Genomic DNA, 26,052 nt, shown 5'->3' with positions numbered 1-26,052 from the left:
CAGGCGGGGCGAGGCGAAGGACTCCGCGACGCGATCCGCTCAGCTCACTACTTCCGTCACCGGCTGCATGTCGATCTCGAAGGTCTCGAGAAATTTCGACGTCATGATGTAGAAGCCGACCGAGAGTTGCAGCTCGATCAGCGCGGCCGGCGTCAGCTTCACTGCGATCGCCCTGAAGGTCGCGTCGGTCGGCTTCTTGAGCTTGACGATCTCGTCGGTGAAGGCGAGCGCCGCGCGCTGCACATCGTTGAAGCAGGTCGCGGACCGCCAATCCTCGAGCGCGGCGTTCTGCTCGTCGGTGACGCCGACATTCTTGCCGATCCGCTTGTGCGCGACGATCTCGTAGGGCGCCTCGCAGAGAATGCCGGTGCGCGTGATCGCAAGCTCGCGGACGACGGGATCGAGCTCGCCCTTGTGGCGGATCGCGCCGCCGAGCCGGCAATACTGTTCAAAGTAGCTTGGCGAATGCGCCATCATGCGAAAGATATTGGCGTTGCGGTTCTTGTCGAGGATCTCGCGGGTCCGCGGGCTTGCCTTCGCGGGATCGGAGTAGTCGATACGGGCCATTTCCTAACCTTGATCTTGCCGTCGTTTCTGTCGGGTTCCGAAACACTAGAGCTTTTTCCGTTCCGATGAAATCGGAACGGGGCCCTAGATCCTTGTTTCGACGCGTTTTCTTCACGCGAACCGATATCCACTTCGCTCGAAAACGCTCTGTACGGGCTGCTGTCGCAGGAGCGACACGCGCGAGTCAAATTGCCGCCGCATTCCCAGACAACGCTGTCACAGTCGATATTCGCTGAGTGGGGACTCGTCAAAAGCGAATACTCGACGCGGGGTGTTCCGAGTAAAAAATCCGGCCGTCTTGCGCGCAATTTGCGCAACGATGAGTCACGCCCAAGTCTAGGGGAAACGCATGAAGGAAGCCACCAAGAGGGCGGCCTCGGAAGCGCTTGCGCAAATGCTGGCGGTGACGGCAATGCTCGTCATCGCCAGCGTGATCTTTTATTGGCACTGAGGCATGATCCCGAAAAGTGTGTAGCGGTTTTCGGAAAGATCATGCCCAAAATGATCCGCAAACTATGAGGGGCAAGAGCGAACCTGTTCAGCCTGGTCTTGCGTTCTGACTGGATCGTTCAGCCCCTCATTTCGCCTTTGCGAAATATGGAACCAGCCTCCCCGCGAATTGCGTGAAGCGCGCCGCGACCTTGTCGCCGATGGCAAGGTCGTTGTCGCCATGGGCCATCATGCGAAAGCCTTCGTCGGCATCGACAAGCACGATGTTGTAGGGCACATGCGCCCGCGCCTCCGGCGTCGCGGCGCGGCAGACCAGCGAGGTCGCATACACCGTCCCTGCCCCACTCGCGCGATGCTCGGCAAGATCTGGCGAACCGCATGCGGCGCAAAAGCTGCGGCGGAAATATTGCCGCGCGCCGCAGCCGTTGCAGGTCTGGTAGACGATGGCTTCAGTGCCCTTGGTCCAGTCCACGATCGGTCCGCTCATCGCACGCGCTCCAGGAACATGCTGACATGCGACGACAGCACGCCGCCATCGCCGTGCAGAAGCGCCACCGAGGCGTCGCGCACCTGACGATTTTCGGCGCGGCCGGTCATCTGCAGATGGGTCTCGATCAGATGCGCCATCGCGCCGCCGACGCCGCAATGGCCGTAGCTGAGCAGGCCGCCATGGGTGTTGAGCGGCATCTCGCCATCCTGATTGAAATAGCCGGCGCGCACCCGCGCCGCCGCCTCGCCGCGTCCGGCAAGGCCGAGATCCTCCAGCAGCATCGCGAGCGTGATCGTGAAGCTGTCATAGACCGCGGCGTAGCGCACGTCCGGGATCGCGACGCCCGCCGCCTGCTTCGCTTTCGCGATCGAAATCTCGGCGCCGAGTTCGCTCAGCGCAGGCGCTGCGGTGACGTGCTGATGGGTGTGTGCCTGGGCGCAGCCGCGGACGCGGACCTGCCGCTCGCCGGTCGGCTCGCGGCTGATCACACAGGCCGCACCGCCGTCCGACACCGGGCAGCAGTCGAGCAGCTTGAGCGGCATCGCCACGGGCTTGGAGGCCATCACGTCGGCAACCGTGATCGGCTCGTGGAATTGCGCGCCGGGATGCGTCAGCGCGTGCTTGCGCATCAGCACCGCGAACTCGGCGAGGTCTACCTGCGTGAGGCCGTATTCATGCATGTAGCGCGTTGCGACCAGGCCGTAATAGGCCGGGATCGTCGGCCCCAGCGTCACCTCGTAGTCGGGATGGCCGACCTGGGCCAGCGCCTGGATCGAGGCGTCCCGGCTCTGCCCGGTTAGCCGGTTCTCGCCGCCGACCACCAGCACGTGTTTTGCAACACCGGCGTCGACCAGGTGATGCGCCAGCATGGTCATCGCAAGCCCGGTGGCGCCGCCGACCTGCACGGCGTGCGCGTAAGCCGGGCGAATGCCGAAGTGCTCGGCGAAGACCGTGGCCAGCATGATGTGCGGCGAGACCGTGGAGTAGCCGCAGAGGATGCCGTCGATCTCGGAGCGCTTCAGCCCGGCATCCGAGATCGCAAGCTCGGCCGCCTTGCTCATCAGGTCGAGCGAGGACAAGCCCTCATGCTTGCCGTAGGACGTGAGGCCGACGCCGGTCACGAAGCTCATTTCAGCGCACCTATCTCAGAGCGTCATTCCGGGGCGATGCGAAGCATCGAACCCGGAATCTCGAGATTCCGGGTCTGGTCCTTCGGACCATCCCGGAATGACAACCTACAATGACTTGCGTCATCTCAATACGACTTCGGAAGGCCGAGCACCTTCTCGCCGATGAAGCTGAGGATCAGCTGTGGACTGATCGGCGCGATGCGCGGGATCAGCGATTCCCGCAAGTAGCGCTCGACGTGGTACTCCTTGGCGTAGCCGAAGCCGCCATGGGTCATCACCGCTTGCTCGCAGGCATGGAAGCCGGCTTCCGCCGCGAGATATTTTGCGGAGTTCGCCGCGGGGCCGCAGGGCAGGTTCTGGTCATACTGCCAGCCGGCGCGCAGCACCATCAGCCAGGCTGCCTCCAGTTCCATCCAGCACTTCGCCAGCGGATGCTGGATCGCCTGGTTCATGCCGATCGGCCGGTTGAACACGATGCGGCCCTTGGCATATTCCGACGCCCGCTTCAGCGCGATCTGGCCGAGGCCGACGGCTTCAGCCGCGATCAGGATGCGCTCGGGATTCATGCCGTGCAGGATGTATTCGAAGCCGCGGCCCTCCTCGCCGATACGGTCTTCGACCGGGATCTCGAAATTCTCGAAGAACAGCTCGTTGGAATCGACTGGCTTGCGGCCCATCTTCTCGATCTCGTGCACGGTGACGCGCTTGCGGTCGAAATCGGTGTAGAACAGGCTGAGGCCATGGGTCGGGCTGCGCACCTCCTCCAGCGGCGTGGTGCGCGCGAGCAGCAGGATCTTGTTGGCGACCTGGGCGGTCGAGATCCACACCTTCTGGCCGTTGACGATGTATTTGTCGCCCTGGCGCACCGCGCGGGTCTTGAGCTGCGTGGTGTTGAGGCCGGTGTTCGGCTCGGTCACCGCGAAGCAGGACTTGTCGCGGCCGTCGATGATCGGCGGCAGCATGCGCTGGCACTGCTCCTTGGTGCCGAACACCACCACCGGATTGAGCCCGAACACGTTCATATGCACCGCGGACGCGCCGGACATGCCGGCACCGGATTCGGAGATCGTGCGCATCATGATCGCGGCATCGGTGATGCCGAGCCCGGAGCCGCCATATTCCTCGGGGATGCAGATGCCGAGCCAGCCGGCATCGGCCAGCGCGCGGTGGAAGTCGGCCGGATAGCCGCCCTCCTTGTCCTTCTTCAGCCAGTAGGCTTCGTCAAAGCGCGAGCAGATCTTGGCGACGGCATCGCGGATCGATTCCTGGTTGGCGGAGAGTGCGAAATCCATCTGTCGTGCTCCTATGCCTGCACCGCTTTGGCCGCGCCGTCGCGCACCATCGCCGCGATCTCCTCGGTGGAGAAGCCTGCCTCCCGCAAAATCTCCGCGCTGTGCTCGCCGAGCCGTGGCGCCAGCCGGCTCGGCTCGACCTTGGTCTCCGACCACCGCGCCGACGGCGTCATGCTGCGGATCCGCCCCTCGGTCGGATGATCGACCACGGGGAAGACGCCGGTCGCGACCATATGCGGGTCCTCCAGCAGGCTCTCGAGATCGTGCATCGGCATTACCGGCACGTCGGCCTTTTCGAGGATCCCGTTCCACTCGGCGGTCGTCTTGGTCTGCAGGATGCGCGCGAGCTCGGCGTAGACGACATCGATATTGGTGGCGCGGCCGGCGAAGGTCGCGAATTTCGGATCGCTGCGCAGATCGTCGCGGCCGGTCGCCTTGAAGAAGTTCTCCCACTGCTTGTCGTTGTAGACGATCACGCAGATATAGCCGTCGAGCGTCTTGTATGGCCGCCGGTCCGGCGACAGATGGCGCGCATAGCCGCCCTTGTCGAGCGGCGGATCGTAGGTCAACCCGCCCATGTGATCGCCCATGACGAAGCCGGCCATGGTCTCGAACATCGGAATATCGACGCGTTGGCCCTGCCCGGTGCGATCGCGATGCACAAGGCTCGCACAGATCGCGCCGACCGCGGTGAGGCCGACGATGCGATCCACCAGCGCGTTCGGCACATAGCGCGGCACGCCGTCCGAGGTTTGCGCCATCAGCGCCGGCAGCGCGGTCGCGCCCTGGATCAGATCGTCATAGGCGGGCTTGGCGGCATAAGGTCCCTCCTGGCCGAAGCCGAACACGCCGGCATAGATCAGCCGCGGGTTGACCTTGGAAACGACGTCATAGCCGAGCTGCAGCCGCGCCATCGCCTGCGGGCGCACATTGTAGACCAGCACGTCGGCCTTCGCGATCAGCCGCAGCACCGCCTCGCGCCCCGCCGGCTTCTTCAGATCGAGGCAGACCGAGCGCTTGCTGCGATTGGTGTTGAGGAACACCGGTCCCATGCCGGGATGCCGCGTCGGACCGATCTGCCGCGTCACGTCGCCGTCGGGGGATTCCACCTTGATGACGTCGGCGCCGTAATCGCCCAGCATCTGCGTGGCGTAGGGTCCCATCAGCACGGTCGTCATGTCGACGACCTTGATACCCTGCAGTGGTCCCATCGTCTTGTTCGCTCCCGGATGTCGTGGTTATAGAGCTAGTAACGGGAGCTATTCCAAGAGATCAAGCTGCGCCGGGCGTATGGGCGTATGCATGGCTGCGGCCGGGCCGCTTCCGTGCGGCGGAACGCAGGCTGGGCAAAACGAAGCGTATTCACCGCCGCCCTTATGCCGGCGACTGCCCCGTCATCACCTCGCGCGCCTTCAGGAGCTTTTCCAGTTCCGCATTCTGCTGCTCGAGCCGCTCGGCGATGCGCTCCTCGACTTCGGCGCCGGCTGCGCCTGCGGCCTGCTCGATCAGCTGCCTGATATTGTCCCGGAGGATCGCGATGCGATCGTTCACTTCCGACAGCGACAGAGACGTCTCGATTCCCATGGTCCGTTCTCCCGGTGACAAGCACAGGCAGCTTAGCGCGGCGGGAGGTCCGGGCATATCCCTTAACCGCCTTAGTGACCCCAATCCCTACAGTGCATGGGGTTGTCTTCGATGTTTTCGATTCAACCCAGGCTCGCCCCGCTTTAGCCCATGCCTTTGGCCAGCATCTCCCGCAGCGCGGTCTTCAGCACCTTGCCGTAATTGTTCTTCGGCAGGGCATCGAGATAGACATAGCGCTTCGGCCGCTTGAAGCGGGCGATCGAGGCAAGGCAATGCGCGTCGAGCTTGCCGTCGTCGGCGGCGGCGCCGTCCGCGAGCACGACGCAGGCGACGACGATCTCGCCCCATTCCGGATCCGGCACACCGACGGCCGAGACCTCGCTGACATCGGGATGGGTCAGCAGGGCTTCCTCGACCTCGCGCGGATAGATGTTGGTGCCGCCGGAGATGATCACGTCCTTGGAGCGGTCCGACAGCGTGAGGAAGCCGTCGGCGTCGAGCCGGCCGACATCGCCGGTGCGCAGCCAGCCGTCCTTCAATGTCTCGGCATTGGCCTTCGGATTGTTCCAGTAGCCGAGCATCACGGTCGCGCCCTTGACCTCGATCTCGCCGGTCTCCCCGGGAGGCAGCGGCGTGCCGTCCTTGTCGGTGATGCGCACGGTGACGACGCTCTGCGCCAGCCCGACTGAAGCCAGCCGTTCGAGATAGCGCGGATGATCGCTCCGGGCGTGCCAGCCGCGCGACAGCGCCGTGATGGTCATCGGCGACTCGCCCTGGCCATAGATCTGCACGAAGCGCTGGCCCATCGTCGTCATCGCATCGGTGATGTCGGCCGTGTACATCGGACCACCGCCATAGATGATGGTGCGCAGCCCCTCGCCGTTCTCGCCGCGCTTCTTCGCGGCATCGACCAGGCGGCGCACCATCGTGGGGGCCGCGAACATCACGACATTGTCAAGCTGGCGGCCGAGGTTGAGCACCTCGTCAGGATCGAAGCCGCCGGACTCCGGCACGACGTGGCGGCCGCCCATCCGGACGTGCGGGAAATTGTAGAGGCCGGCGCCATGCGAGATCGGCGCGGCATAGAGCGAGGCATCGTGCGGCGTCGCCGGATCGACGTCGGCGAGATAGCACAGCGACATCGCGACCAGATTGCCGTGGCTGAGCATCACGCCCTTGGGACGGCCCGTGGTGCCCGATGTGTAGAACAGCCAGGCGAGATCGTTGTTTTCGCGCGGCAGCGGTGCAGGTGGCCCCTCGCCGCTTCGCATCGTCTTGTAAGCGTCGCTGTCGACCGACAGCGTGGTCATGCCGGCGGGGCAGTCGTCCTTCGCCTTGTTCAACGCACCGATCGTGTCATCGGAGACGAAGGCGAGCTCGGCACCGCCATTGCCGCAGATCCACGCCGCCTCGCGGCCGTGCAGCTTGGCGTTGATCGGGATCGCGGCGGCGCCGATCCACCAGATGCCGTAGAGGCATTCGAGATATTGCGTGCAGTTCGACGCAAACAGCGCGATGCGGTCGCCGGCGGCAATGCCGTGATCGCGCGCCAGCGCCGCCCCGATCGAGGCGGCGCGGCGGGCAAAGGTGGCGTAGTCGGCGTCGAGATCGAAACCGGTCAGCAGCGCCGGCGCGTCGGGACGCGCCCGTGCCGTCGCCGCCAGCCATTCGGCAATGTTCAAGCTACTTCGCCGGCTCGAGGATCGAGACGTAGTTGGCGACCGCGGCGCCGCCCATGTTGAAGATGCCGCCGATCTGCGGGTTCTTGAGCTGCATGCCCTCGGGCGCTTGCCCCGTGAGCTGCATCGCGCTCATCACATGCATGGAGACGCCGGTGGCGCCGATCGGGTGGCCCTTGGCCTTGAGGCCGCCGGACGGATTGACCGGCAGCTTGCCGTCCTTCTGGGTCCAGCCTTCCATGATCGCGCGCGCGCCCTGTCCCTTCGGCGTCAGGCCCATCGCTTCATATTCGATCAGCTCGGCGACGGTGAAGCAGTCATGGGTCTCGACGAAGGACAGGTCGGAGAGCTGCAGGCCGGCCTTCTGCAGCGCGCGCTGCCAGGCGGTGGTGCAGCCTTCGAACTGCAGGATGTCACGCTTGGACATCGGCAGGAAATCCTGCGCATGCGCGGTGGCACGGATGTTCACCGCCTTGCCCATGGTCTTGGCGGTCTCGGCATCGGTCAGCACCAGTGCCGCGGCGCCGTCCGAGACCAGCGAGCAGTCGGTGCGCTTCAAGGGACCGGCGACGAACGGGTTCTTGTCGCTCTCGGCGCGGCAGAACTCGAAGCCGAAATCCTTGCGCATCTGCGCATAGGGATTGGCGACGCCGTTCTTGTGGTTCTTGGCGGCGATCATCGCCAGCGCATCCGACTGGTCGCCGTATTTCTGGAAATAGGCCTGCGCGATCTTGCCGAACACGCCGGCAAAGCCGCCGACCGTGTCGCCGTCCTCGGGCAGATACGACGCCTTGAGCAGGTTCTTGCCGATCTCCGGGCCCGGCGTCTTCGTCATCTGCTCGACGCCGACCACCAGCACGATCTTCGCGGCGCCGGCTTCGATGGCGCGAATGCCCTGATGCACGGCGGCCGATCCGGTGGCGCAGGCATTCTCGACCCGGGTGGTCGGCTTGAAGCGCAGCGCCGGATTGGCCTGCAGTACCAGCGAGGCCGTAAAATCCTGCGGCGAGAAGCCGGCGTTGAAATGACCGAGCATAATTTCGTCGACATCGGACGCGGCGATGCCGGCGTCAGCCAGCGCCTCGTTGGCGACCTTGACCACGAGACCCTCGACGGTCTCCGCGTCGAACTTTCCGAATGGCGTGTGCGCCCAACCCACGATGCTGGCGGTCATGGCTGTATCTCCCTGTTCCTGTTCGGAGAGTTATGTAGCGTATCTTCAGGCGGCTTTCAGCGTTTTCATCGCCGTCGCGCACATGGCGGTTATGCCCGCCCAATTGGCGGCGCGGATATCGGCCGCGGGGCACAGCCAGGAACCGCCGACCGCCAGCACATTCGGTTCGGCGAGCCAGGTCACCGCATTGGCCTCGCTGACCCCGCCGGTCGGGCACACCCTGACCTGCGGAAATGGCCCGGCCAGAGCCCGCAGTGCCTTGATACCGCCCGCCTGCTCGGCCGGGAAGAATTTGACGACGTCGAAGCCGTGGGCCAGCGCCTGCATCAACTCGGAGGCGGTCGCGATCCCCGGCGCGAAGGGCAGCTGGCTGGAGGCTGCCGCCGCCAACAGCTCGGGCGTCGCACCCGGGCTGATGCCGAATTTGGCGCCCAGCGCCTCGGCGCGCATCAGGTCGTCACCATTGAGGATCGTGCCGATCCCGACGATTGCCTCCGGCACACCGGCGATGATGGCCCTGGCCGCGTCGACCGCGACCGCCGTCCGCAGCGTCACCTCGAGCGTCCGCACGCCGCCGGCGACCAGCGCCTTTGCAAGCGGCACCGCGTCCTCGAGCCCGCTCGATGGTCAGCACCGGGATCACGGTGGCCTGACGGATCAGCTCGGCGATCCGGTCCTGCTTCGATGTCGTTGTCATTGCGAGGCCTTACGGGATGGTGGGAGACGAAGCGCCTTTTTCGGCGGCATGGCGTAGCGCGGAATGATCGCGCCGGGATAGCACACCACGACACCGGCCAGCCGATGGCCGGCGCGCGCCGCCTCCTCTGGCTCGGCGCCGCCGAGCCGCGCGGCGAGATAGGCGGCGGCAAAGCTGTCGCCGGCCGCGGTGGTATCGACCACCGGCTTGGTAAGCTGCTCCGCCTTCACCTCGCGCGTTCCGCCGGCCGAGCGCACGATGCAGGCCGGCTCGGCGAGCTTCAGCACCACCTCGGGGCTCGAGATGCCGGCCAGCAGCGCCGTGTTGCTCTCGCCGGGATAAAGCGGCGCCAGATCCTCGGTCGAGGCAAGCACGATATCGGCCGTCTCGAACGCGCTGCTGAAGACCTTCCGCGCGACGTTCAGGTCCGGCCAGCCGCGGGCGCGGAAATTGGTGTCGAACGCAAACCACGTCCCCAACAGCCGCGCACGCTTCAGCGCCGCCAGCAATCGCTCCTGCCCGTCCTCGCGCAGGATCGAGAGCGTGATCGCCGAGAGATAGACGACGTCATAGGTCGCGAGTGAGTTCAGGATGTCTTCCGTTTCGGGCAGATCCATCAGGTCGCGGGCGGCGGCGCTGTCACGCCAGTGGAAGAAGCGCCGCTCGCCCTTGTCGTCGGTCTGGATCAGATAGAGGCCGGGCAGCTTGCCCGCCGATCGCGCGACATGCTTGGTGCCGATGCCTTCGCTCGCCCAGCCCGCGATCATCTCATCGCTCAGCGCATCATCGCCGAGCGCCGTGAAGTAATCGACGTGGATGCCGAGCCGGGACAGATAGACCGCGGTGTTGAGCGTGTCGCCGCCATAGGAGCGCGAATACAGCCCGCCGAGCTGGCCGCCAGGAGCCTGGCGCAGCTCGATCATGCATTCGCCGATGCTGGCAACTCTGGTCATCTCAAGCGCCGCGCTAAAGCGCGATGAAGCCTGGTTGAATCATCATCGCGCCTTAGCCCCTTGTCTGAGCATGATCTTCGCGCAAACGCGTTCCGCGTTTGTCGCGAGGGAAACCGCTTCGCACTTGTCCGGATCATGCTTTAGCTCGGACGTTGCTCAGGCGGCGAACTTGCCGCCGAGTTCGTCCTCGATATGGATCCGGATGATGTCGTCGAACGTCTTCTCGGCCGTGGTGAAGCCGAGCTTCAGCGCGCGGTCGGTGGCGAAATCGCGCGGCCAGCCCGAGACGATGCTGATGATGGTCGGATCGGGCACCCGCTTGATCCGCGCGGTGACGTTCTTGCCGGCGACGCGCTCCAGCGACGCGATCTGCTCGCCGACGGTGACGGACATCCCGGGCATGCTGAGATTGCGCCGCGGCCCCATCGCATTGAGATCCATCGTGCCGGCGTGAACCAGAAAGCCGACCGCCGATTTCGGCGAGGCGTGCCAGTGCCGGACGTCCTCGGAGACCGGCAGCACTGCCTCCTCGCCCGCCAGCGGCTCGCGGATGATATTCGAGAAGAAGCCGGACGCCGCCTTGTTCGGCTTGCCCGGACGCACGCAGATTGTCGGCAGGCGGATCGAGATCCCGTCGAGCAGACCCTTGCGGGTGTAGTCGTTGATCAGGAGCTCGCAGATCGACTTCTGCGTGCCATAGCTCGTCAGCGGCGTATGGAAGAACTCGTCGCCGATCTTCTCGGGGAACGGCGCGCCAAACACCGCGATCGAGGACGTGAACACCAGCCGCGGCTTGTAGCCGCCGCCGACGGCACGGATGGCGTCGATCAGATAGCGGGTGCCGTCGAGGTTGATCCGGTAGCCCTTGTCGAACTCGGCCTCGGCCTCGCCCGAGACGATCGCGGCGAGATGGAAGATCACCTCGGGACGCTCGGCGATCAGGGGCGCCGCGGCGCCGGCATCGGCGAAATCGGATGCGACCACATTGACCGGGATCGAGGCATTGGCGGGCTTGGCCGGCGCGACCACGTCCTGCAGCGTCATCCGGGTGATCTCTTGCTTGCCGAGGCGGCCCTCGCGCAAGAGACGCTCGGTCAGCTTGCGGCCGACCATGCCGGCGGCGCCCAGAATCAGAATGTGCACGACCCTGCTCCTTTTCTTGTCTTGTTCGAATTCAGCTGCGGGCCTTGCGCGCTCATTCCTTCACGGCACCCGTCATCGCCGAGACATAATGCTCTACGAAGAACGCGTAAAGAATAACCAGCGGTAGCGAGCCGCATAGCGCCCCTGCCATCAGGGACCCCCAGCGATAGATGTCACCGTCAACGAATTCGTTGACGATGGCGACCGGCACGGTCTTGTTCGGGGTCGATTGCAGGAACGTCAGCGCATAGATGAATTCGTTCCAGCACAGCGTGAAGCAGAAGATGAAGGCCGAGATCAGGCCGGGGACGGCGAGCGGCAGCACGATCTTGATCAGTATCTGCCAGCGGCTGGCGCCGTCGATCAGCGCGCATTCCTCGAGCTCGAACGGGATGGTCTTGAAATATCCCATCAACAGCCAGGTCGAGAACGGAATCAGGATCGTCGGATAGGTCAGGATCAGCGCCAGGGGCGAGTCGAACAGGCCGTACTGAAACACGACGGTCGCGAGCGGAATGAACAGGATCGACGGCGGCACCAGATAGGCCAGGAAGATCAGGCCGCCGACGACGTTGGCGCCCTTGTAGCGCAGCCGCACGATCGCATAGGCCGCGAGCACGCTCGCGATGATCGACAGCAAGGTGGCGCCCACCGCCACATACATCGTGTTCCAGAGCCAATGCGGATAGTAGCTCTCGAACAGCAGCTTGTGGACGTGCTTGAAGGTCGGATTCCAGGTCCAGAACGGATTGTACTTGTCGAGATCGAGCAGTTGCTCGTCCGGCTTGATCGCCGTCAGCCCCATCCAATAGAACGGGAACAGCAGGATGATCACGATGATCGACAGCGGGATGTAGAGCGTCACGATCCGCCGCGGCACCGACTGCAGGTAGCTCATGCCCTCGCTGTTGTCGACGCGCGACGGCGTCGACAGGATGCTCTTGAGGTCGACCTTGGAGGCGGGAAGATCAGTCATTGCTCTCTCCCTGCTGCCACTTCCTGCGTTGCAGGCCGAACCATGACACCATGATCGCGGCGAGCAGGAACGGGATCATCGCGCTCGAGATCGCAGCGCCCTCGCCCAGCTGCCCCGCGATGATCGCGCGCTGATACGACAGCGTCGCCATCAAATGAGTGGCGTTGACCGGGCCGCCGCGCGTCATCGCCCAGATCAGCTGGAAGTCGGTGAAGGTGAACAGCACCGAGAACGTCATCACGACGGCGATGATCGGCGTCAGCAAGGGATAGGTGATGTAGCGGAACATCTGCCAGCGCGAGGCGCCATCCAACGTCGCCGCCTCATACAGCGACGGCTGCACGGTCTGCAGGCCCGCCAGCAGCGTGATCGCCACGAACGGTACGCCGCGCCAGATATTGGCGAAGATCACGCAGATCCGGGCCCAGGTGGTGTCGCCGAGGAAATTGATGTTCTGGGTGATCAGGCCGAGATGCTTGAGCGACCAGGAGATGATCGAGAACTGGGAATCGAAGATCCACCAGAACGCCAGCGCCGACAGCACGGTCGGCACGATGAAGGGGATCAGCACCGCGGCCCGCAACAGCGCCTTGAACGGCATGCGCTCGTTGAGCAGCAGCGCCAAATAGAGTCCGACCGCGAACTTCACGGCGCTCGCGATGAAGGTGTAGAGCAGCGTGTTGAAGACCGACAGCCAGAAGATGGCATCGTCCCACAACCATTCATAGTTCTCAGTGCCGATGAAATGACCGACGCGGCCGATGCGGGTGTCGGTGAAGGACAGCCAGATGCCGAGCCCGAGCGGATAGGCCAGGAAGAAGATCAGGAACGCCATCGCCGGCAACATGAACCAGAAGCCGAGCCAGTTCTTGTTGTGGCGGAGCTGATCCCAGGTGGTCGCTTCGCGGATTTCGGTTTTCGCACGTCGCGGCGCAAGGGCGATGTCAGCCATAGGCGATGTCCCGATTGCTCAACGGATTGAGCATGACTACGCAATATTCCAATGATGGCATTCCAATGATGACGCGGGCGGCGGCTCTCCGCCGCCCGCGGCCATCACATCAGCGATAGATGCGCTTCAGCTGCCGTTCGGCTTCCGCCATCGCGGCCTTGCCGTCCTTGGCACCGGTGCAGTAGTTCGCGAACATGTCGACCACAATGAAGTCGGCGATCGCGGTCGCGGCCTTCTCGCCGGGCGTACCGATGCCGGAGGCCGGCAGCGCGCGCTTCGAGGCCTGGCCGAACACCGCGTTCTTCGGATCGGCGGTCCACACCGGAGCCGAGTCGTAGGCATTGAGCGTGTGGGTGAGATAACCCCGCGCGCCCGACAGCCACTTCTCGAAATTCTCCTTCTCCAGCATGAAGGCGATGAACGCCTTTGCCGCGTTCGGATATTTGCAGAAGTTGAAGGCGAGGATCGGAACCGCGAGTTGCAATTCGGTCGGCTTGCCGATCGAGCCGACCGGCCACAATGCGTGGTCGATGTCCTCGGCGAGCTCCTTCTTGCTCGGATCGTCCTTGGCCGCGACGTAGATCGAGATGCCGTTCGAGGTCAGGAACAGCTCGCCGGACAGGAAGGCCTTGTTGTTGGAGGAGTCGTTCCAGGACGCGACACCCGGAATGAAGGTCTCCGACAGCGCCTTGGCATATTCCAGCGCCTTCATCGTCTCCGGCGAGTTTATGATGACCTTGTCGTCCTTGTCGACAGTCCAGGCGTTGTGGCCCCAGAGGATGTTGTGCACCCAGGCATTGGCGTCGCCGGTGGCGTGGCCGAGCGCGAAGCCGGCCGGCGTGTTGTTCTTCTTCAGCGCCTTGCACAGTTCGAGATAGGCCGGGAAATCGGACGGCACCTGCTTGAAGCCGGCCTTCTCGACCGCCGACTTGCGATAGGTCAAATAGCCGCCGATGGTCGCGACGGGAATGCCGAGCCAGTCATTGCCCTGCTTGCAGGTTTTGGCCGCGGCTTCGGTCCAGCCGCCATACTTGTTGCCGAGATAATCGGCAACGTCGTTCATCTTGAGAACCTTGGTCGGGAACAGCTGCGGCAGCGTGTGCAGGCCCCAGGCGAGGTCGAGACCCGAGCCGGTGTTGGCGGCGACCGAGGCCTTCGGCTGCACGTCCTCGAAGGACTCGCTGAACACGTTCATCTCGGTGCCGGTTGCCGACTTGAAGGCCGCGACCATGGCGTTGAATGCATCGTCTTCCGCGGGCACGAAGCGCTTCCAGCGCATCACGGTGAGCTTGGCGCCGGGCTCCGCCTTCCAGGGCGCGCTCTGCGCCCAGGCCTTGGCGAAGTCAAACAGCGCCGGCCCGGTGAGCATGCCGGTTGCAGCCAGCGCCGTGCCGCCCTGAAGTAGCGAGCGGCGAGTAAAATCGTGCATCGTCCTTCTCCCTATGATTGTGTTTTTGTTGTTTTTGATCTGGCCTGTTGGTCGGCCATTAAGATCGATCGGTCCGTCAGCTGTTCAGTCGCTTCCCCGTCGAATCGTCGAACAGATGGACCAGCGACGGATCCGGCTTGAGCCGAACCTTGTCGCCCGGGTTGAACAGATGGCGCTCGCGGAACACGGCGACGACCTGCTCGCCGCCGAGCTTGGCGAACACCTGGGTCTCCGACCCGGTCGGCTCGACCACCACGATCTCGGCCTCGGCGCCGTCATCGGCGATGGTGAAATGCTCGGGCCGCACGCCGTAGACCGCGGGCTGGCCGTCGGAATTGGCCGGCGCCGATTTCAGCGGCAGCTTGACGCCGTTCGGTCCCTCGAAATAGGCGGCGCCGTTCACCTTCACATTGCCCTTGAGGAAATTCATCGCCGGCGAACCGATGAAACCGGCCACGAACTGGTTCGCCGGCGTGTCATAGAGTTCGAGCGGCGAGCCCATCTGCTCGACGATGCCGTCATGCATCACGACGATCTTGTCGGCCATCGTCATGGCCTCGATCTGGTCGTGGGTGACGTAGACGGTCGTGGTCTTCAGCCGCTGGTGCAGCTCCTTGATCTCGGTGCGCATTGCAACACGCAGCTTGGCGTCGAGGTTCGACAGCGGCTCGTCGAACAGGAACACCTGGGGATCGCGCACGATGGCGCGGCCCATCGCGACGCGCTGGCGCTGGCCGCCCGAAAGCTGGCGGGGATAGCGCTCGAGCAGCGGCGTAAGCGCAAGGATTTCCGCGGCGCGCTTGACGCCGGTCGAGATCTCCTCGGGCTTGGCGCCGCGCAGCTTGAGCGAGAAGCCCATATTGTCGGCGACCGTCATGTGCGGGTAGAGCGCGTAGTTCTGGAACACCATTGCAATGTCGCGCTCTTTGGGCTGGACATTGTTGACGACGCGGTCGCCGATCGAGATCGTGCCGGAGGTGATGTTCTCGAGCCCCGCCAGCATGCGCAGCAGGGTCGACTTGCCGCAGCCGGAGGGGCCGACCAGAACGACGAACTCGCCGTCCTCGATCGGGATCGACACGCCGTGCAGGACCTCAAAATTGCCGAACGATTTCCGCACGTCGCGAATCTGGACCGACGACATCCACTTCCCTCCCTCAAGTTCCCGACGACGTACGACGAGTGCCGCCACCGCTCTGTTTTGTTCCGGCCGCGCTGGGTGCGCGGCGCTGTTGGACTGACGTTATTGTCCGCAGTTTATCCGGTTTTGGCAATCGTTCGATTAGCAATCGCTTGGTAGCGCTGTCAATATCAGTTTGTCTGCGACGAACGTCGTGATATGAGCGGCAAATGGCCCGAAAGCGCATCACGCCAGGCAAGATCCGGCTCGCCGAAGTCGCGAAGCTCGCCGGTGTCAGTCCGATTACGGCCTCACGGTTCTTCAGGAATCCGGAAGCACTTTCGGCCGGCAAGCGCGCGCGGGTCGATAGTGCGGCAAAAGAACTCGGTTACGTGCCCAATCTCGCGGCACGCGCGCTTGCGTCGCAGCGCACCGAGGTGATCGGTGTCCTGATCCCGTCGCTGACCAACAACGTGTTCTCCGACGTGCTGCGCGGCATCTATGACGCGCTCGACGGCAGCCGCTACAGCATTCAGCTCGCCAACACCCGCTACAGCATCCTGCAGGAAGAGCGCCTGCTGCGTCTGTTTCTGGCACAGAAGCCGGCCGGGCTGATCATTACCGGCATCAACCAGACCGCCGATTCCCGCCGCATCATGGAGACGGTCGATTGTCCGATCGTCCAGATCATGGAGGTCGGTCCCTCCCCGATCGACATGATGATCGGATTCTCGCATTTTGACGCCGCAAAAGCCGCCATCGCCCACCTGCTGGCGCAGAGCTACCGGCGGATCGGATTCCTCGGCGCGCGGATGGATCCGCGGGTGCAGCGCCGGCTCGACGGCTATCGCTCCGCGATGACCGACGCTGGGCTGTTCGATCCACAGCTTATTGTGACAACGGCGATCCCGACCTCGGTCACGCTCGGCGGCACGCTGTTTGCCGACCTGCTCGCCAAGGCGCCCGACATCGACGCCGTGTTCTGCGTCAATGACGACCTTGCGCTCGGCGCGCTGTTCGAATGCAAGCGGCGGCACATGGCAGTGCCGGAGCAGATGGCGATCGTCGGCTTCAATGACCTCGAATTCATGGCGTCGAGCGAGCCGACCTTGAGCAGCGTGCGTACCAACCGCTACGAAATGGGCAGAAACGCTGCCGTGATGGTGATCGAGACGCTGGAAGGGCGCCGGCCGACCGAACCCGTCGTCGATCTCGGCTTCAGTGTCATGGAACGGCAAAGCTCGGCGCGACGCAATTGACGTCGCCCGGCAGCTGCCTGTCATAAGGGACGCGAAAATGATAAAATGATAGCGCAACCAAGACCCTTCAACTAAGGTCCAATCCATCACACGAAACACCTGTGCGTGATCGGTCGGGTTTGTAATGCATGACGATTTGCGCAAGGTAGAAACGACCTTGAACCAGAGCCCTTGAATGGGCCCACAAGTTTGCATTGCGGGAGAAACCAATGACAAAACCCCCCACCAACGGGCACGACGCCGCAGGCGCGACCAGCAAGGGCAAGGGCCGCAGGCTCCGCTCCCAGGAATGGTTCGACAACCCGCACAATCCGGGCATGACCGCGCTCTATCTCGAGCGCTATCTCAATTACGGCCTGACGCGAGAGGAATTGCAGTCGGGTAAGCCGATCATCGGCATCGCGCAGACCGGCAACGACCTCTCGCCCTGCAATCGGCATCACCTCGAGCTCGCACACCGCGTCCGCGAGGGCATCCGCGCCGCCGGCGGCATCGCGATGGAGTTTCCGACCCATCCGATCCAGGAGACCGGCAAGCGCCCGACTGCGGCGCTCGACCGCAACCTCGCCTATCTCGGCCTGGTCGAGGTGCTGTTCGGCTATCCGCTCGACGGCGTGGTGCTGACCACCGGCTGCGACAAGACCACGCCGGCCTGCATGATGGCGGCGGCGACCGTCAACCTGCCGGCGATCGTGCTGTCGGGCGGCCCGATGCTGAACGGCTGGCACGAGGGCCAGCGCACCGGCTCCGGCACCGTGGTGTGGAAGGCGCGCGAACGGCTCGCCGCCGGCGAGATCGACTATGAGCAATTCATCGAGATCGTGGCCTCTTCGGCCCCCTCGGTCGGCCACTGCAACACGATGGGCACCGCCTCCACCATGAACTCGCTCGCGGAAGCGCTCGGCTTCTCGCTGCCGGGCTGCGCGGCGATCCCGGCGCCGTATCGCGAGCGCGGCCAGATCGCCTACGAGACCGGCAAGCGCATCGTCGACATGGTCTGGGAGGATTTGAAGCCGTCGGACTTCCTGACGCGCGAGGCGTTCGAGAACTGCATCGTGGTCAACTCCGCGATCGGCGGCTCGACCAATGCGCCGATCCATATCAATGCGTTGGCGCGCCATGTCGGCGTCGAGCTGTCGATCGACGACTGGCAGAAATACGGCCATGACGTCCCGCTGCTGGTGAACATGCAGCCGGCCGGCTTCTATCTCGGCGAGGAATATCACCGCGCCGGCGGCGTGCCCTCGGTGGTGCGCGAGCTGATCAAGCACAAGCGCATCCACGAAGGCGCCCTCACCGTCAACGGCCGCACCATGGGCGAGAATTGCAAGGAAGCACCTGCGCCCGACGGCGACGTGATCTGGGGCTACGACAAGCCGCTGGTGAAGGACGCCGGCTTCATCGTGCTGCGCGGCAATCTCTTTGATTCCGCGATCATGAAGACCAGCGTGATCTCGAAGGAATTCCGCGACCGCTATCTGTCCAACCCGAAGGACCTCAATGCCTTCGAGGGCCGCGCCATCGTGTTCGAGGGGCCGGAGGATTATCACAACCGTATCGAGGATCCCGCGCTCGACATTGATGAGCACTGCGTCCTGTTCGTCCGCGGCACCGGCCCGATCGGCTATCCCGGCGGCGCCGAGGTGGTGAACATGCAGCCGCCCGCCGCGCTGATCAAACGCGGCATCCTGTCCCTGCCCTGCATCGGCGACGGAAGGCAGTCCGGCACCTCGGGCTCGCCCTCGATCCTCAACGCCTCGCCCGAGGCCGCCGCCGATGGCGGGCTCGCAATCCTGAGGACTGGCGACAAGGTGCGCATCGACCTCAACAAGGGCAGCGCCAACATCATGATCTCGGAGGATGAGCTGCGCACCCGCCGCGCCGAGCTGAAGGCCAAGGGCGGCTTCCCGCATCCGGCCAACCAGACGCCGTGGCAGGAGCTCTACCGCAAGACCGTCGGCCAGCACGCGACCGGCGCCTGTCTCGAGCTCGCGACGCGCTACCACGACATCGCCGGCAAGGTCGGCGTGGCGCGCGACAATCATTAGGACGCAAACCGTCATTGCCGGGCGCGGCCCGGCAATCCATCGTTCTTCGAAAGATGGATGCGCGGGTCAAGCCCGCGCATGACTGCCAATCGCCAAAGAAGGAAGAAACGCATGTCAGACCGCCTGAAGGGCAAACGCGCATTCGTAACCGCAGCGGCCGTCGGCATCGGCCGCGCCTGCGCGCTGGCCTTTGCCCGCGAGGGCGCGAGCGTGTTCGCGACCGATATCGACGAAGGCAAGCTTGCGCTGCTCAGGCAGGAAGGCGCCGCCGAGGTTGCGAAGCTCGACGTGCGCGACACCGCAGCGGTCGAGGCAATCGCAAAGCGCGCCGGCAAGACCGACATCCTGCTCAATGCCGCGGGCTTCGTGCATCACGGCACGGTGCTGGAGTGTTCGGACGACGACTGGGACTTCTCCTTCGACCTCAACGTCAAGTCGATGCACCGCACCACGCGCGCTTTCCTGCCGGGCATGCTGGCGCAGGGCGGCGGTGCCATCGTCAACATCGCCTCCGCCGCCGGCGCGGTGAAGGCGGCGCCGAACCGCTACGTCTATAGCGCCACCAAGGCCGCGGTCGCGGCACTGACGCGCTCGGTCGCGGCCGACTTCATCACCAAGGGCATCCGCTGCAACTGCATCTGCCCCGGCACCATCGAGACACCTTCGATGCTTGAGCGTGCGGCGGCTGCCGGCCCGCAGGGACGCGAGATGTTCGTTGCGCGCCAGCCGATGGGCCGGCTCGGCACCGCCGAGGAAATCGCCGCGCTCGCCGTCTATCTCGCCAGCGACGAAAGCTCGTTCACCACAGGCGTCGCCCATGTCATCGACGGCGGCTGGACGCTTTAATCGGGAGGCAGCATGAACAAGATCGATCTCAACGGCCGCTGTGCCGTCGTCACCGGCGGCGCGCAGGGATTTGGCCGCGCCATCACCGAGCGCTTTGTCGCGTCGGGCGCCAAGGTCGCGATCTGGGATTTCGACCAGCCGCTGGCCGAGAAGACCGCGCGGGCGATCGGCGAGAACGTGATCGCGATCAAGACCGACGTCACCAATCCCGACGCGGTCGACGCCGCGCGCGATCAAACGCTGCGGGCGTTCGGCAAGATCGACATTCTCGTCAACAACGCCGGCATCACCGGAGCCAACAAGCCGGTATGGGAAACCGATCTCGAGGATTGGCGCCGGGTGATGCGCATCAATCTCGAGGGGCCCTTCATCTGCTGCAAGGCGATCGTGCCGACCATGATCGGCCGGAAGTACGGCCGCATCGTCAACATCGCCTCGATCGCCGGCAAGGAGGGCAATCCAAACGCCGCGCATTATTCGTCGTCGAAGGCGGGCCTGATCGCGCTCACCAAATCGCTCGGCAAGGAGCTCGCGCAGCACGACATCCTGGTCAATGCGGTGACGCCGGCCGCGGCGAAGACCGCGATCTTCGACCAGATGACCCAGCAGCACATCGATTTCATGCTGTCGAAGATCCCGAAGGCCCGCTTCGTCCAGGTCGAGGAGCTCGCCTCGATGGTGGCATGGCTGGCGTCGGAGGATTGCGCCTTCTCCACCGGCGCGGTGTTCGACATCTCCGGCGGCCGCGCGACCTATTAAACCGCCGCTCGCCTCGCCGGCTGCCGAAGCGCCGCGACGAGATGATCGGCCAGGAGTGACGCCGCGTGCGGCAGGTTTTGCGCGCGATGCAGCCGTATCTCGGCCCGCGGCAGCAGGGGCATGCCGTCGCGCGCGGTCAGCCGACGCAGCGTCGGCGGAAACGTCCCCGACTTGACCACGGTCACGGCGAGGCCCTGCGCCGCGATCGCCTCGACCGCGGACAGGCTGTGGCTGACAAAGGCGAGCCGCCACGGCCGGTTCGCCTCGTCCAGCGCCTGCATCGCCCAGCTCCGGAACAGGCAGCCCTGCGGATAGAGCGCGACGGGCAGCGGATCGAGCTCCTCGACGCGATGCGCAGCGCTCGCGGCCCACACCGCCTGCTCGGTGCGCAGCAACTCGCCCTCGCCGCGTCCCTCGGGGTGCATCGCGATCACGAGGTCATAGGCTTCGCCGAGCCGATCGGTCATCGTCGACGTCAACCCGGTCTCCATCTCGAGATGGATCAGCGGATAGCTGGCGATGAAGTCCTTGAGCAGCGGCGGGACGATCATCGTCCCATAGTCGTCCATCACGCCAAGGCGAACCCGTCCATCCGTGCCATGCTCGCGCACCCGGCCGACCGCCTCCGCGTTGAGGCTCAGGATGCGGCGGGCATAACCGAGCAATCCCTCGCCGGCTGCACTCAGGTCGACACTGGACGTGCTGCGGTGAAACAGTTCGGCCTGCAGTCGCTCTTCCAGCCGCTTCACCTGCATGCTGACGGCGGATTGGGTCCGGTTCAGCGCTGAGGCCGCGCGGGTGAAGGAGCGATGCTCCGCCACCGCGACAAAGGCCTGCAGAAGATCCGGGTCCAGGATGGGCGCGCTCATAACGATCCGTGATTTAGTCGATCAAATCTATTCCATTTCCTGATTATGTCCCCGTCCCTAGATTGCGCAAGCAAAACCAAGGGACGGACGGAATGGGCGAGATCTGGGGGGTGTTGGCGGCGGTGGCATCGAGCGCGCTCGGCGGCACCTCGATCGGGGCGACGCGGTTTCTGGTCGGCGCCATCGACCCGCTGGCGATCGGCGCGTTCCGCTTCGGTATCGGCGTCCTGCTGCTGCTGCCGCTGGCACTGCTGCAACGCCGGAACTGGCCGACGCGGCACGATTGGCTCGGCGTTGCCGGCCTCGGCCTGCTGTTCTTTGCGGGGTTTCCGGTCCTGTTCAATGCCTCATTGATCTTCACCACCGCCGCGCGCGGCGCGCTCGCGCTGTCGACGCTGCCGCTTCTGACCATGCTGGTCGGCGCGGCGCTCGGCGCCGAAGCGCTCACCGCGCGCAAGACCGCAGGCGTCCTGGTCACCATCCTCGGCGTCTCGATGGCGCTGCTCTCCGGCCTCGCCACGGCGCCGCTTGGTGCCTGGCGCGGCGACCTCTTGATGATCGCAGCCGCGCTGTGCATGGCGCTCTACAGCATCTGGTCAAAACCCTATATCCGCCGCGCCGGCCCGATCCCCTTCACCACGCTCGCGATGGCCGCCGGGGCGGTGGTGCTCATTGTCGCCTCGCTGCTGCGCGGCAGTTTTGCGCCGGTTGCCGATTTCGGCGCGCCGCAATGGTCCGGCGCGATCTATCTCGGCGCCTTCGGCGCTGCGCTCACCTTCTATCTCTGGGCCTTCGCGCTGGAGCGGACGACGCCGACCCGGGTGGCGATCTCGGTCACCGTCAATCCGATCGCGGCATCGCTGGTTGGCGCAGCGCTGCTCGGCGAGCCGCTGAGCTGGAATCTTTTGGCCGGCATCGTCACCGTGTTCGCCGGCATCTGGATCGCGACCACCCAGCCGCCTCTGGCGCACGCGGTCGCCCCCGACATGCGCTGACCTGCGGCAACGCTCGCCAGCAAGGCCTTCCGCGAATCCGTGCTAGCCTGAGGTCCGGTCCCAGCGAACCCGAGGCGGCATGCCATTGAACATCTCCCTCTATGACATCTCCGTCTGGGTATTGCCGGTGGTCATTGCGATCACGTTTCACGAAGCCGCGCACGGCTTCGTCGCTCATCGGCTCGGCGACGACACCGCCTGGCAGCTCGGCCGCGTCAGCTTCAACCCGCTGAAGCACATCGATCCGTTCGGCACGCTGATCCTGCCTGCAGTGCTGCTGTTCGCGCATTCGCCGTTCCTGTTCGGCTACGCCAAGCCGGTGCCGGTGAACTTCCGCAAGCTCAATCATCCCAAGCTCGATATGGTGTGGGTGGCGCTGGCCGGCCCGGCCACCAACATCATCCTGGCGATCGCCGCGGCGCTGGCATTCCACGCGCTGCCATTGGTGCCGGCCGATGCCGCAAAATGGACCGCGGACAATCTGAAAAACGCCTTCCTGATCAATATCGTGCTCGCGATCTTCAACATGATGCCGATCCCGCCGCTGGACGGCGGCCGGGTCGCGGTCGGGCTGTTGCCAAGGCCGCTGGCGATCCCGCTCGCCCGGCTGGAGCCCTACGGCATGCTGATCCTGATCGGGCTGTTGATCCTGCTGCCGGTGATTGGCCAGCAAGTCGGCCTAAATCTTGATGTTATTTCAACGATACTGCGAACTCTGACCGGCTATGTAATCAACGCCCTTCTCCTCATTACCGGAAACACATAGCCTTGATCTGCGCACGACCCGACCGAAAACCGGTAGCCATTTTTCCGGGTCGCGCGTTGAGGACAGGAACGCTTCGAGGCCATGGTGATCAAAGCTGCCGATATGCTGATTGCACGACGCGCCGACACCCGAGCGCGGGCCGACTTTGCGACCTGGAAGATGATGGCCAAGCTGAACGGCGCCTCCGCCTTGCCGCCTGAGGCGCAGAATTTCCTGGCCATTTACAACAAGCTGCTGGGACAGATGAGCGAAGCCGACGCCGGCGAGGCGACCATCCAGGAGATGTACCGCACCTACTATGTCGAGATGGGCGGCGCCGGCAAAGCGCCGGAGGTTCCGGCGCGCGCGCGCGAGCCGGTCGCCGACAATGGCAACGTCACGACGTTCCGCCGCCTGCCCCCCAAGAAGACGAGCACCTCCGACCCGAACGCCAAGCGTTCGATGCCGGTGGCACTGATCTTCGCCTGCCTCGTCGTGGTCTACGTCGCGATCCGGTACTACTGGAAATAGCGCCGTCCGCGCTTCACCCTATCCGCGTCTGATGATCGAACTCCGCGCACCGCGGCATCCCGTCGCGCGTCACCGGCTGCGCAATCGCCGCGGCGCGGAATATAGCGCACGATCAAACGCGCCGGCGCTCTAGGCGATGCACCCGATGCCGGGCATAATCCGGAACTCAAAAGCAAAATCATACTGGAGGGAAGATGAAGCGTTCCATTGCAGCCTCGGTCACGACGGCCTTGGTCATGGCCACGAGTCTTGCGTTCTGCGGCGGTGCGTCGGCGCAGACGATGGACAAGGTCGCCAAGGTCGGCGCGCTCGGCGATCAGTCCGGCCTCTATCAGGATATCGGCGGTCCCGGCTCGACGGTGGCGGCGCAGATGGCGATCGAGGATTCCGGGCTGCTGGCGAAGGGCTGGAAGATTGATCTGATCTCGGCCGATCACCAGAACAAGCCCGATGTCGCAGTCAACATCGGCAAGCAATGGATCGATGTCGAGAAGGTCGACGTGTTCGTCGACCTCGCGGCCTCCAATGTCGGACTCGCGATCGCCAACCTCTCGAAGGAGAAGAACGTCGTCAACCTGAACTCGGGCTCCGCCTCGTCCGACCTCACGGGCGCTCAGTGTTCGCCGAACACGGTGCACTGGGTCTATGACACCTACATGCTCGCCAACGGCACCGGCAAGGCGCTGGTCAAATCCGGCGGCGACACCTGGTTCTTCCTCACCGCGGACTATGCGTTCGGCCAGGCGCTCGAGCGCGACACCTCGGCGGTGGTCACCGCGAATGGCGGCAAGGTGCTCGGCAGCGTCAAGCATCCGCTCAACAACGCGGACTTCTCCTCCTTCCTGCTGCAAGCACAAAGCTCGAAGGCCAAGATCGTCGGGCTCGCTAACGCCGGCGGCGACACCACCAACGCGATCAAGCAGGCCGCGGAATTCGGCATCGTCTCGGGCGGCCAGCGGCTTGCCGGCATGCTGCTGTTCATCACCGACATCAACGCGCTCGGCCTCAACGTCGCGCAGGGGCTGAACTTCACCGAGACGTTCTACTGGGACATGAACGACCAGACCCGCGCCTTCTCCAAGCGCTTCATGGAACGCTTCAAGAAGAACCCACCGACCATGGTGCAGGCCGGCGTCTATTCCTCGCTGATCCACTATTTCAAGGCGCTGGAAGCGCTCGGCGGCAATCCGCATGACGGTCGCGCCGTGGTCGCCAAGATGAAGGAGATGCCGACCGACGATCCCCTGTTCGGCAAGGGCTCGATCCGCGTCGACGGCCGCAAGATCCACCCCGCCTATCTGTTCGAGGTGAAGAAGCCGTCGGACTCGAAATATCCGTGGGACTATTACAAGCTGGTCGCCACCATCCCCGCGGACGAGGCCTTCCTCCCGCTCGAGAAGAGCGTCTGCCCGCTGGTGAAGAAGAGCTGAGGCAACGTCGTTCCGGCCCGCGTGAAACGGCGAACCAGGAATCGACCAGCGGCACATTCAATGGAGAAATGGATTCCGGGTTCGCGACTTGTCGCGCCCCGCAATGACGCCGGGTCTGATCGCAGCCAGCCGCGGCGCGCTACTTCTTCGGCTTGTTGTAATTGACGTCGAGGCTGAACGAGAACTGATCGTCGGTCAGGTCGGCCGGCGGCGCCGGGACCGGATCGGACCGGTGGACCATCGAGATCGCCGCGTCGTCAAAGGCGGCATCTCCGGACGATTCCAGCACGGCAACCGACAGCACCTTGCCCAGACGATTCAGCACCAGGGCGACCTTCACCTTGGCCTCCTTGGCCTTGCCCTTCTCTGGGAATTTCTTGTGCAGGTCGAGATAGGCGCTGATCTTCTTGCCCCACTTGGCGGTCAGCAGCAGCTTGTCCTTGCCGATGCCTGGGTTGGGTGCCTTGGTGGTTTCCGACTGACGCGCGTCCTCCAATTTGGTCGGCGCGGCCGCCTCCGAGGCCTGCTGCGCTTCCTGCGCGTTGGCCTCGACCTTGGCGACCTTGGCCTCCTCCTCCTTCTGCTTCTTGGCAGTGTCTTCCGTCACGATGCGATCGGGGTCGTCGGACTCCACCGGCTTTTCCTGAGGCAGGTCGGTGTCCTTCACCTCGGCCTTCTGCTGCGCCATTTCCTGCACAGCCTGCTGCTCGTCAGCCAGCGGTCCAGGCGGTAGGGCCTCTTCAGTCGCATCCGCGGAAGCCAGCTCGACGGCGTACTCCGCGCCGGCAGCGCCGAGCCCCTCGTCGCCGTCGTCGCCGCGCAAATTGGTCAGTGCCAGCGCGGCACCGCCCAGATGCAGCCCGACTGCCGTCACGGCGGCGATCACCCAGAGCCGCTTCGAGGTCCGCAGATCGAGATCGGGGTTGGTGGACAT

General features: G+C 64.5%; 24 protein-coding genes and 1 pseudogene. 8 read left to right on the top strand and 17 right to left on the bottom strand.

Annotated features, from left to right (window positions below; genetic code table 11):
- Positions 1–39: 39 nt before the first annotated feature.
- From ACVMDN_RS13500 to ACVMDN_RS13430, 15 genes and pseudogenes are all read right to left on the bottom strand, one after another.
- Complete coding sequence (locus ACVMDN_RS13500) at positions 40–567, bottom strand: carboxymuconolactone decarboxylase family protein (RefSeq protein ID WP_076826544.1); 528 nt, start codon at positions 565–567, stop codon at positions 40–42.
- Between the two features lie 577 nt (positions 568–1,144).
- Positions 1,145–1,504, bottom strand: a complete 360-nt coding sequence (locus ACVMDN_RS13495; protein ID WP_076826541.1) for a Zn-ribbon domain-containing OB-fold protein — start codon at positions 1,502–1,504, stop codon at positions 1,145–1,147.
- Positions 1,501–2,637, bottom strand: coding sequence for a thiolase family protein (locus ACVMDN_RS13490; protein WP_076826540.1), 1,137 nt, complete (start codon positions 2,635–2,637; stop codon positions 1,501–1,503). The genes ACVMDN_RS13495 and ACVMDN_RS13490 overlap by 4 nt, the downstream gene beginning before the upstream one ends.
- Positions 2,638–2,762: 125 nt before the next feature.
- Positions 2,763–3,929: an acyl-CoA dehydrogenase family protein gene (locus tag ACVMDN_RS13485; protein WP_028344637.1), complete on the bottom strand. Its 1,167-nt coding sequence runs from the start codon at positions 3,927–3,929 to the stop codon at positions 2,763–2,765.
- 11 nt (positions 3,930–3,940) lie between these two features.
- Positions 3,941–5,140 carry a CaiB/BaiF CoA transferase family protein gene (locus ACVMDN_RS13480; protein WP_057019740.1) on the bottom strand — a complete coding sequence of 400 codons (1,200 nt, stop codon included), beginning with the start codon at positions 5,138–5,140 and terminating at the stop codon, positions 3,941–3,943.
- Between the two features lie 163 nt (positions 5,141–5,303).
- A complete protein-coding gene (locus ACVMDN_RS13475; RefSeq protein ID WP_057019739.1) occupies positions 5,304–5,513 on the bottom strand; it encodes a hypothetical protein in 210 nt (69 codons plus the stop codon).
- A gap of 143 nt (positions 5,514–5,656) precedes the next feature.
- Positions 5,657–7,195 carry a class I adenylate-forming enzyme family protein gene (locus ACVMDN_RS13470; protein ID WP_141339952.1) on the bottom strand — a complete coding sequence of 513 codons (1,539 nt, stop codon included), beginning with the start codon at positions 7,193–7,195 and terminating at the stop codon, positions 5,657–5,659.
- A gap of 1 nt (position 7,196) precedes the next feature.
- The gene (locus ACVMDN_RS13465) at positions 7,197–8,366 is read right to left on the bottom strand and encodes an acetyl-CoA acetyltransferase (protein ID WP_028344634.1); all 1,170 of its coding nucleotides are present in this window, start codon (positions 8,364–8,366) and stop codon (positions 7,197–7,199) included.
- A gap of 45 nt (positions 8,367–8,411) precedes the next feature.
- A pseudogene (eda, locus tag ACVMDN_RS13460) lies at positions 8,412–9,063 on the bottom strand (bifunctional 4-hydroxy-2-oxoglutarate aldolase/2-dehydro-3-deoxy-phosphogluconate aldolase).
- Entirely contained in the window at positions 9,060–10,016 is a 957-nt protein-coding gene (locus tag ACVMDN_RS13455) for a sugar kinase (RefSeq protein ID WP_456835176.1), read from the bottom strand. The pseudogene eda and the gene ACVMDN_RS13455 overlap by 4 nt, the downstream one beginning before the upstream one ends.
- 156 nt (positions 10,017–10,172) lie before the next feature.
- A complete protein-coding gene (denD, locus tag ACVMDN_RS13450) occupies positions 10,173–11,159 on the bottom strand; it encodes a D-erythronate dehydrogenase (protein WP_028344631.1) in 987 nt (328 codons plus the stop codon).
- 52 nt (positions 11,160–11,211) lie between these two features.
- A complete protein-coding gene (locus ACVMDN_RS13445) occupies positions 11,212–12,135 on the bottom strand; it encodes a carbohydrate ABC transporter permease (protein ID WP_076826534.1) in 924 nt (307 codons plus the stop codon).
- On the bottom strand, positions 12,128–13,087 hold the full coding sequence (locus ACVMDN_RS13440) for a carbohydrate ABC transporter permease (protein ID WP_057019734.1): 960 nt from the start codon (positions 13,085–13,087) through the stop codon (positions 12,128–12,130). Before ACVMDN_RS13440 ends, ACVMDN_RS13445 begins: the two co-directional genes overlap by 8 nt.
- Before the next feature lie 109 nt (positions 13,088–13,196).
- On the bottom strand, positions 13,197–14,516 hold the full coding sequence (locus tag ACVMDN_RS13435; protein WP_057019733.1) for an ABC transporter substrate-binding protein: 1,320 nt from the start codon (positions 14,514–14,516) through the stop codon (positions 13,197–13,199).
- A 76-nt stretch (positions 14,517–14,592) separates the two neighbouring features.
- The gene (locus ACVMDN_RS13430) at positions 14,593–15,660 is read right to left on the bottom strand and encodes an ABC transporter ATP-binding protein (protein WP_028334988.1); all 1,068 of its coding nucleotides are present in this window, start codon (positions 15,658–15,660) and stop codon (positions 14,593–14,595) included.
- A 206-nt stretch (positions 15,661–15,866) separates the two neighbouring features.
- Here ACVMDN_RS13430 and gntR point away from each other — a divergent pair, with 206 nt between their 5' ends.
- From gntR to ACVMDN_RS13410, 4 genes are all read left to right on the top strand, one after another.
- Positions 15,867–16,895, top strand: coding sequence for an HTH-type transcriptional regulator GntR (gene gntR / locus ACVMDN_RS13425; RefSeq protein ID WP_076826532.1), 1,029 nt, complete (start codon positions 15,867–15,869; stop codon positions 16,893–16,895).
- 209 nt (positions 16,896–17,104) lie between these two features.
- Positions 17,105–18,943: an IlvD/Edd family dehydratase gene (locus ACVMDN_RS13420; RefSeq protein ID WP_141339954.1), complete on the top strand. Its 1,839-nt coding sequence runs from the start codon at positions 17,105–17,107 to the stop codon at positions 18,941–18,943.
- 111 nt (positions 18,944–19,054) lie between these two features.
- Positions 19,055–19,789, top strand: a complete 735-nt coding sequence (locus ACVMDN_RS13415) for an SDR family oxidoreductase (protein WP_076826529.1) — start codon at positions 19,055–19,057, stop codon at positions 19,787–19,789.
- Positions 19,790–19,801: 12 nt separating this feature from the next.
- The gene (locus ACVMDN_RS13410) at positions 19,802–20,548 is read left to right on the top strand and encodes an SDR family NAD(P)-dependent oxidoreductase (RefSeq protein WP_076826527.1); all 747 of its coding nucleotides are present in this window, start codon (positions 19,802–19,804) and stop codon (positions 20,546–20,548) included.
- Here the strand turns inward: ACVMDN_RS13410 and ACVMDN_RS13405 are convergent.
- Entirely contained in the window at positions 20,545–21,417 is an 873-nt protein-coding gene (locus ACVMDN_RS13405; RefSeq protein ID WP_076826525.1) for a LysR substrate-binding domain-containing protein, read from the bottom strand. The genes ACVMDN_RS13410 and ACVMDN_RS13405 overlap by 4 nt on opposite strands.
- Positions 21,418–21,509: 92 nt before the next feature.
- On the opposite strand from ACVMDN_RS13405, the gene ACVMDN_RS13400 reads away from it, so the two are divergent.
- From ACVMDN_RS13400 to ACVMDN_RS13385, 4 genes are all read left to right on the top strand, one after another.
- Positions 21,510–22,412, top strand: coding sequence for a DMT family transporter (locus ACVMDN_RS13400; protein WP_076826523.1), 903 nt, complete (start codon positions 21,510–21,512; stop codon positions 22,410–22,412).
- A gap of 85 nt (positions 22,413–22,497) precedes the next feature.
- Positions 22,498–23,178, top strand: coding sequence for a site-2 protease family protein (locus ACVMDN_RS13395; protein ID WP_038384092.1), 681 nt, complete (start codon positions 22,498–22,500; stop codon positions 23,176–23,178).
- Between the two features lie 102 nt (positions 23,179–23,280).
- Entirely contained in the window at positions 23,281–23,688 is a 408-nt protein-coding gene (locus ACVMDN_RS13390; RefSeq protein ID WP_057020029.1) for a hypothetical protein, read from the top strand.
- Positions 23,689–23,924: 236 nt separating this feature from the next.
- Positions 23,925–25,118 (top strand): ABC transporter substrate-binding protein, encoded by a 1,194-nt coding sequence (locus tag ACVMDN_RS13385; protein WP_371852120.1) that lies wholly within the window; start codon positions 23,925–23,927, stop codon positions 25,116–25,118.
- A gap of 139 nt (positions 25,119–25,257) precedes the next feature.
- On the opposite strand, the gene ACVMDN_RS13380 is transcribed toward ACVMDN_RS13385, so the two are convergent.
- Positions 25,258–26,052, bottom strand: a complete 795-nt coding sequence (locus ACVMDN_RS13380) for a TonB family protein (RefSeq protein ID WP_076826520.1) — start codon at positions 26,050–26,052, stop codon at positions 25,258–25,260.

The organism is Bradyrhizobium sp. USDA 4510 (assembly GCF_054059095.1).
The sequence above is the reverse complement of the archived record's forward strand: the minus strand, read 5'-3'. Positions and strand labels throughout refer to the sequence as shown.

Excerpts from the sequence above, each read along its gene's own strand:
- ACVMDN_RS13390 (WP_057020029.1), top strand. The coding sequence starts at position 23,281 with ATGCTGATTGCACGACGCGCCGACACCCGAGCGCGGGCCGACTTTGCG.
- ACVMDN_RS13490 (WP_076826540.1), bottom strand. The coding sequence starts at position 2,637 with ATGAGCTTCGTGACCGGCGTCGGCCTCACGTCCTACGGCAAGCATGAG.
- ACVMDN_RS13420 (WP_141339954.1), top strand. The coding sequence starts at position 17,105 with ATGACAAAACCCCCCACCAACGGGCACGACGCCGCAGGCGCGACCAGC.
- ACVMDN_RS13485 (WP_028344637.1), bottom strand. The coding sequence starts at position 3,929 with ATGGATTTCGCACTCTCCGCCAACCAGGAATCGATCCGCGATGCCGTC.
- ACVMDN_RS13415 (WP_076826529.1), top strand. The coding sequence starts at position 19,055 with ATGTCAGACCGCCTGAAGGGCAAACGCGCATTCGTAACCGCAGCGGCC.
- gntR (WP_076826532.1), top strand. The coding sequence starts at position 15,867 with ATGGCCCGAAAGCGCATCACGCCAGGCAAGATCCGGCTCGCCGAAGTC.
- ACVMDN_RS13475 (WP_057019739.1), bottom strand. The coding sequence starts at position 5,513 with ATGGGAATCGAGACGTCTCTGTCGCTGTCGGAAGTGAACGATCGCATC.
- ACVMDN_RS13385 (WP_371852120.1), top strand. The coding sequence starts at position 23,925 with ATGGCCACGAGTCTTGCGTTCTGCGGCGGTGCGTCGGCGCAGACGATG.
- ACVMDN_RS13410 (WP_076826527.1), top strand. The coding sequence starts at position 19,802 with ATGAACAAGATCGATCTCAACGGCCGCTGTGCCGTCGTCACCGGCGGC.
- ACVMDN_RS13465 (WP_028344634.1), bottom strand. The coding sequence starts at position 8,366 with ATGACCGCCAGCATCGTGGGTTGGGCGCACACGCCATTCGGAAAGTTC.
- ACVMDN_RS13430 (WP_028334988.1), bottom strand. The coding sequence starts at position 15,660 with ATGTCGTCGGTCCAGATTCGCGACGTGCGGAAATCGTTCGGCAATTTT.
- ACVMDN_RS13435 (WP_057019733.1), bottom strand. The coding sequence starts at position 14,516 with ATGCACGATTTTACTCGCCGCTCGCTACTTCAGGGCGGCACGGCGCTG.
- ACVMDN_RS13455 (WP_456835176.1), bottom strand. The coding sequence starts at position 10,016 with ATGACCAGAGTTGCCAGCATCGGCGAATGCATGATCGAGCTGCGCCAG.
- ACVMDN_RS13440 (WP_057019734.1), bottom strand. The coding sequence starts at position 13,087 with ATGGCTGACATCGCCCTTGCGCCGCGACGTGCGAAAACCGAAATCCGC.
- ACVMDN_RS13400 (WP_076826523.1), top strand. The coding sequence starts at position 21,510 with ATGGGCGAGATCTGGGGGGTGTTGGCGGCGGTGGCATCGAGCGCGCTC.
- ACVMDN_RS13495 (WP_076826541.1), bottom strand. The coding sequence starts at position 1,504 with ATGAGCGGACCGATCGTGGACTGGACCAAGGGCACTGAAGCCATCGTC.
- ACVMDN_RS13500 (WP_076826544.1), bottom strand. The coding sequence starts at position 567 with ATGGCCCGTATCGACTACTCCGATCCCGCGAAGGCAAGCCCGCGGACC.
- ACVMDN_RS13480 (WP_057019740.1), bottom strand. The coding sequence starts at position 5,140 with ATGGGACCACTGCAGGGTATCAAGGTCGTCGACATGACGACCGTGCTG.
- ACVMDN_RS13380 (WP_076826520.1), bottom strand. The coding sequence starts at position 26,052 with ATGTCCACCAACCCCGATCTCGATCTGCGGACCTCGAAGCGGCTCTGG.
- ACVMDN_RS13445 (WP_076826534.1), bottom strand. The coding sequence starts at position 12,135 with ATGACTGATCTTCCCGCCTCCAAGGTCGACCTCAAGAGCATCCTGTCG.
- ACVMDN_RS13405 (WP_076826525.1), bottom strand. The coding sequence starts at position 21,417 with ATGAGCGCGCCCATCCTGGACCCGGATCTTCTGCAGGCCTTTGTCGCG.